At 59.5% G+C, this 4442-nt stretch carries 6 protein-coding genes; 2 read left to right on the forward strand and 4 right to left on the reverse strand.

Going from position 1 to position 4442, the window contains the following annotated elements; all coding sequences use genetic code 11:
• Positions 1-203 precede the first annotated feature (203 nt).
• Together EN932_RS30120 and EN932_RS30125 are read left to right on the forward strand one after the other, a co-directional pair.
• The gene (locus EN932_RS30120; RefSeq protein WP_013532051.1) at positions 204-1142 is read left to right on the forward strand and encodes a LysR family transcriptional regulator; all 939 of its coding nucleotides are present in this window, start codon (positions 204-206) and stop codon (positions 1140-1142) included.
• A 201-nt stretch (positions 1143-1343) separates the two neighbouring features.
• Positions 1344-1544: a hypothetical protein gene (locus EN932_RS30125; RefSeq protein WP_013532050.1), complete on the forward strand. Its 201-nt coding sequence runs from the start codon at positions 1344-1346 to the stop codon at positions 1542-1544.
• Between the two features lie 16 nt (positions 1545-1560).
• Here the strand turns inward: EN932_RS30125 and EN932_RS30130 are convergent, their stop codons facing one another.
• The 4 genes from EN932_RS30130 to EN932_RS30145 form a co-directional block, all read right to left on the reverse strand.
• The gene (locus EN932_RS30130; RefSeq protein WP_245483350.1) at positions 1561-2136 is read right to left on the reverse strand and encodes a hypothetical protein; all 576 of its coding nucleotides are present in this window, start codon (positions 2134-2136) and stop codon (positions 1561-1563) included.
• 53 nt (positions 2137-2189) lie between these two features.
• Positions 2190-3026 (reverse strand): ABC transporter permease, encoded by an 837-nt coding sequence (locus EN932_RS30135; RefSeq protein ID WP_050580490.1) that lies wholly within the window; start codon positions 3024-3026, stop codon positions 2190-2192.
• A gap of 35 nt (positions 3027-3061) precedes the next feature.
• On the reverse strand, positions 3062-3850 hold the full coding sequence (locus EN932_RS30140; protein WP_024504382.1) for an ATP-binding cassette domain-containing protein: 789 nt from the start codon (positions 3848-3850) through the stop codon (positions 3062-3064).
• Positions 3851-3907: 57 nt separating this feature from the next.
• Positions 3908-4442 (reverse strand): hypothetical protein (locus EN932_RS30145; protein WP_245483351.1); only part of this gene is annotated, 535 nt, incomplete at its 5' end.

The following is a 4442-nucleotide window of genomic DNA, read 5'->3' on the forward strand; positions in this document are numbered from 1 at the left end:
GTCGTCACAACGGCCGAGCGGAATTCGTCTGGCTGGCCGAGATAGGAGTTCAGAAAAGCGTCGAGCGTTGCCGCTGGCATCGTAACCTCCCCTCCCGCCGCATCTCCTCGGAGCGGCTGGACTGGAGGAATGGAAACAAACGTCGCACGATAAGTAAAATTCAATAACTTTACCTAGTCAGTAAAAACAATTTAGTATGCGACATGAGAAACCTCACGCTCAAGCATTTCAAGACCGTCCAGGCAATCATCAAGTGCGGCAAAATTGTCAGCGCAGCCAAGATGTTAGGCCTGTCTCCTCCAGCGCTGACAATCCAACTGCGACAAGTGGAGGAAGAATTCCAGCTGGCTCTGTTCGACCGAACGTCGGACGGCATGCGTCCCACTGCCGCAGGTCTGGCTTTCGTCGAGACAGCGCAGGTTATCGAGGAGCATCTCGGTTTGCTCGAAGACAAGATGGATGCCATCAAGGGCGTACGCACCGGCAGCTTGAGGCTCGGCGTCGTTTCCACAGCCAAATATTTCGCGCCGCGGCTGATGGCTGCGTTCATGAAGGACCATCCCGACATCGACATGCGGCTTGCCATCGGCAATCGTGCCCAGACGATCGACAACCTCAGGAACCACGACATCGATATCGCGCTGATGGGGCGTCCGGCGAAAGAGGTTCCGGTGCGTGCTTCGGTCTTCGGTGATCACCCGCTGGTCATCATCGCGCCGCCCGACCATCCCTTGGTGGCGGCGCGCGATATCTCCAAGGAGCGGATTGCCGAGGAGCATTTCCTTATTCGCGAGCCCGGCTCCGGAACCCGTATCTCGTTGGAAATATTCCTGAGCGACGTGCCTGGGCGCATCGACGACCTCGGTGTCGAGATGGCCTCGAACGAAACGATCAAGCAGGCGGTGATGGCTGGTCTGGGCATCGCCTTCATCTCTGCTCACACCATCGCTGCGGAAACCGAGGCAGGCCGGCTTGTCATCCTCGACGTTGTCGGCATGCCGATCCGCCGACAATGGTTCTCGGTGATGCGAACCGATCACGCAATCTCGCCGGCGATGGCCACATTCAACGATTTCCTGATGCGCAAGGGCGCAATGTACCTGCCCCTTTTCGGAAAGCTGTATCCAGACAAGGCTGGATGACACTGCACGAGCGCAACGGATGAAAGTCCGGTGGAGAACGCCCGCGCTCGTTGGTATTATATAAGCGATATGTTATGTTGCAGTGCGAAAGAGCGGGGGCCACGTCCTTTCACACCGTAAGCGATCTGTATGTGCAACCCCTGCAGACTGTTCGGAACTCTCCCGGGTATGGGTTCGGGAATTCGATGGGGAAAAGGGGTAATGCTTTACACACTCGTTATGATGGTCTGCCTGACGGATGGACCGCGGACCTGCGAACAACGCGAGGAAATGGTAGACGGTCTGGCGATGAATCCCGGGACTGCCTTCATGCAGGCGCAGCCGCTGGTGGCAAGGTGGATCGAGACGCATCCCGGTTATTTCGTGCAGCGCTGGCGTGTGCTGCCTGGCAGAGAGTCGTGAGACAGGCGGCCAAGGTCTATTTCTTCACGATGAGCGTTTCCGAGACAGTCTTCGACAACTGGTAAAGCCGCTGCTCGATTATCGTCGGCACATCGCAGACATAAGTCAGCGACTGGACGCGTTCGTTGAAAATTCGCGTCGCGAAATTCAGTTGATCGGTTCGCCGTTCTACTTCGTCCGGATCCGCATCGGCCTTGGCGCGCAGCGCGTCCACTTCGGATGCTTCCTTGCGCAACTGTGCCGCCATTTCCAGCTGTTTGTGGGCATAGCGGGAGATGCCGGAGATCACGAGCGAACGCTCGGCGTCCATGTGATCGAACATTCCCTGCACCAGCATCGTCATTTTGGTTGCGACCTGCTCGGGCGGTAGGGAAGTCGCGAAATCCTTGATCTCCTTCTGGGCTTGTGCAATCGGCGTCCGCCGGGCCGCCACAGCATCGACAAGCGCCGACACGCCTGGATCCTTCGCCCAATCCTTCGCGGTCGCCGGAAGCTCCGGCCCATTCCAGATCTGGCCAAGCGAGAGCTGTGGCACCTTACGCTGCATGCAGGGCCAGTCGGGATCGGTGTTTGCCGCGGCGGCGCCCTCCATCGACGCAAGCGTGGTGACCAGAACCAGAGTGTGAACAAGTCTCATTCGCGCCATCAGGCGTTTCCTCCCATGTCCTGTTTGCGGATCACCAAACCGCGCGAAGGGTCGTATGCGATGATGGCGCCGCCCAGGAACAGCAGCGTGCAGCCGGCGACGACGCCCAGCGACAGCCATTCGATCTGCCCGTAGAAGGCAAAACGGATCAGTTCGACGGCATAGGTGAACGGGTTGCAGAGGCAGATCTTGTAGAGCAGGGGGCTCGCCTCCTGGATGCGCCACAAGGGATACAGCGCCGGAGACGCGAAATAGCCGGGAAAGATGACGAAGTTCATGATGCCGGCGAAGTTTTCAAGCTGCTTGATCAGCGAAGACAAGAGCATGCCGAGCGCGCAAAGCATCATGCCCGACAGGAACAGTGCCGGCAGAACATAGAGATAGCCGAGTGGCGGCGCTTTGACGCCCCACAACCAGGCAACGATCAGGAACGCGTAGACCTGCACGATCGATACGGCCACACCGGCCAGCATCTTCGACACCAGCAGGAACCAGCGCGGAAACGGGCTGACCAGCAGGATGCGCATGTTGCCCATCTCGCGGTCGTAGACCATCGACAGTGAAGACTGCATGCCGGAAAACAGCAGGATCATGCCGCAAAGGCCCGGCGTGATATAGACCTCGTAGAGCACATAGGTCTTGTAGGGCGGGATGATCGACACGCCAAGCACCTGGCGAAAGCCGGCCGCGAAGATGAACAGCCAGACCAGCGGCCGGACCAGCGAGGAAATGAAGCGTTCGCGCTGGTGCAGGAAGCGCAGGCACTCGCGCAGGACGACGCCTTTCAGGCAAATGAGATAGTGGCGCAGGCCGAATGGCTCGGACCGCACCGGCATGATGCCGGCGACTTTTCCGGGCATCGCAGGAGCGCTCATGGCGACGTCTCCGTCATGCCCGCCGCATCGACGCGGCTGAGCTTCGAAAAGGTTTCGCGAATCGAACTTCCGCCGTTCGCACGGATCACATCCGACACCTTGCCGCTGGCGACCAGGTCACCCCGCCGCAGTATGACGACATGGTCGGCGTCTTCGACTTCGTCGATCAGATGCGTAGCCCAGAGCACGCCGATGCCCTCTGCTTGGACGAGCTTGCGGATGGTGGCGAGGATGCCCGCACGAGATTCGATATCCAGGCCGACGGTCGCCTCGTCAAGCAGGAGCAGGGAAGGTCGGTGCAGCAGCGCCCTGGCGATTTCGATGCGCCGCATCTGACCGCCGGAGAGGCTGCGTGCCTTGTCATGCTGGCGGCCCTGCATGTCGACCGTTTCCAGCAGCGCGGCAATGCGCTGGCGAGCTTCGCGTCCGCCAATGCCATGCAACGAGGCATGGTAGGAGAGATTCTGGTAGACGCTGAGGTCGAGATCGAGCGTGCGTGCCTGGAACACGATGCCGACCCGCCTGAGTGCTTCGCCGGACGCGCGGCGAATGTCATGGCTGAAGATGCGGATCGATCCGTGACGCGTGTCGTAGAGGTGGCTTATCAGTGAGAACAGCGTCGTCTTGCCGGCCCCGTTGAGGCCGAGCAGAACGGTGAAAGTCGCCGGCGCGATCGAGAAGGAGACGTCGTTGAGCGCCCGCTTCTGGCCATAGGAATGGCTGACGGCTCGGACATCGAGCGCCGCCACCTCGTCTCCCGGTCCGCTTGTCCTCATATGCTGCATACCGGATCGCTCCTTCAGGACGCGTTGGCCTATTGGCGCCCCTGATCGCCTTTTGTCTTACTTGATCGTAATCTTGCCCTTCAGTCCCTTGTCGGCAAGGTCGGGAACCGACCAGGTATATTCGCCCGGGCGAACGGTATGGAACTGCACCTGGATCGTTCCCGCGTCGTCGAATTCCAGCCAGGCCGGTCCGCCGTCCATATGCACTTCCAAATCGTTGATGACGATCTGGTCCATCCAGACATTGCGGAAGAGATCGGTCACGAACTTGTACTCGAAACCGCCCTTGGACGTGATCTTCCAGCGATAGCCCTGGCCGGCGATCAGCTCGAAGTCCTTCTGATTGACCGCATAGGTGGAATCGGCCGAACCGATAATCAATTCCGGCAGGTTCTTGCTGGCACGCGACGGTTTTGACGTCGCATCGTCGGCGTTTGCTACGATCGGAGCAAGGACAAATCCGGCGAGCGCGGCGAAGAAAAACCTACGGCAAAGTTTCATGTCTTGAGCCTCCCGATGATCAATGTCTGCTATTTGGGCGAAATGACCACACCCCAGGGCTGCTGGCCCACAGTGAGCGATTGGACCGGCT

It is taken from the genome of Mesorhizobium sp. M7A.F.Ca.US.002.01.1.1, from assembly GCF_004022955.1.
GTDB classification, from domain to species: domain Bacteria; phylum Pseudomonadota; class Alphaproteobacteria; order Rhizobiales; family Rhizobiaceae; genus Mesorhizobium; species Mesorhizobium ciceri.

What these genes read in the sequence shown, in the direction of transcription:
- EN932_RS30140 (WP_024504382.1), bottom strand. Translation starts at nt 3,850, where the DNA reads ATGCAGCATATGAGGACAAGCGGACCGGGAGACGAGGTGGCGGCGCTC.
- EN932_RS30130 (WP_245483350.1), bottom strand. Translation starts at nt 2,136, where the DNA reads ATGGAGGGCGCCGCCGCGGCAAACACCGATCCCGACTGGCCCTGCATG.
- EN932_RS30135 (WP_050580490.1), bottom strand. Translation starts at nt 3,026, where the DNA reads ATGCCGGTGCGGTCCGAGCCATTCGGCCTGCGCCACTATCTCATTTGC.
- EN932_RS30120 (WP_013532051.1), top strand. Translation starts at nt 204, where the DNA reads ATGAGAAACCTCACGCTCAAGCATTTCAAGACCGTCCAGGCAATCATC.
- EN932_RS30125 (WP_013532050.1), top strand. Translation starts at nt 1,344, where the DNA reads ATGCTTTACACACTCGTTATGATGGTCTGCCTGACGGATGGACCGCGG.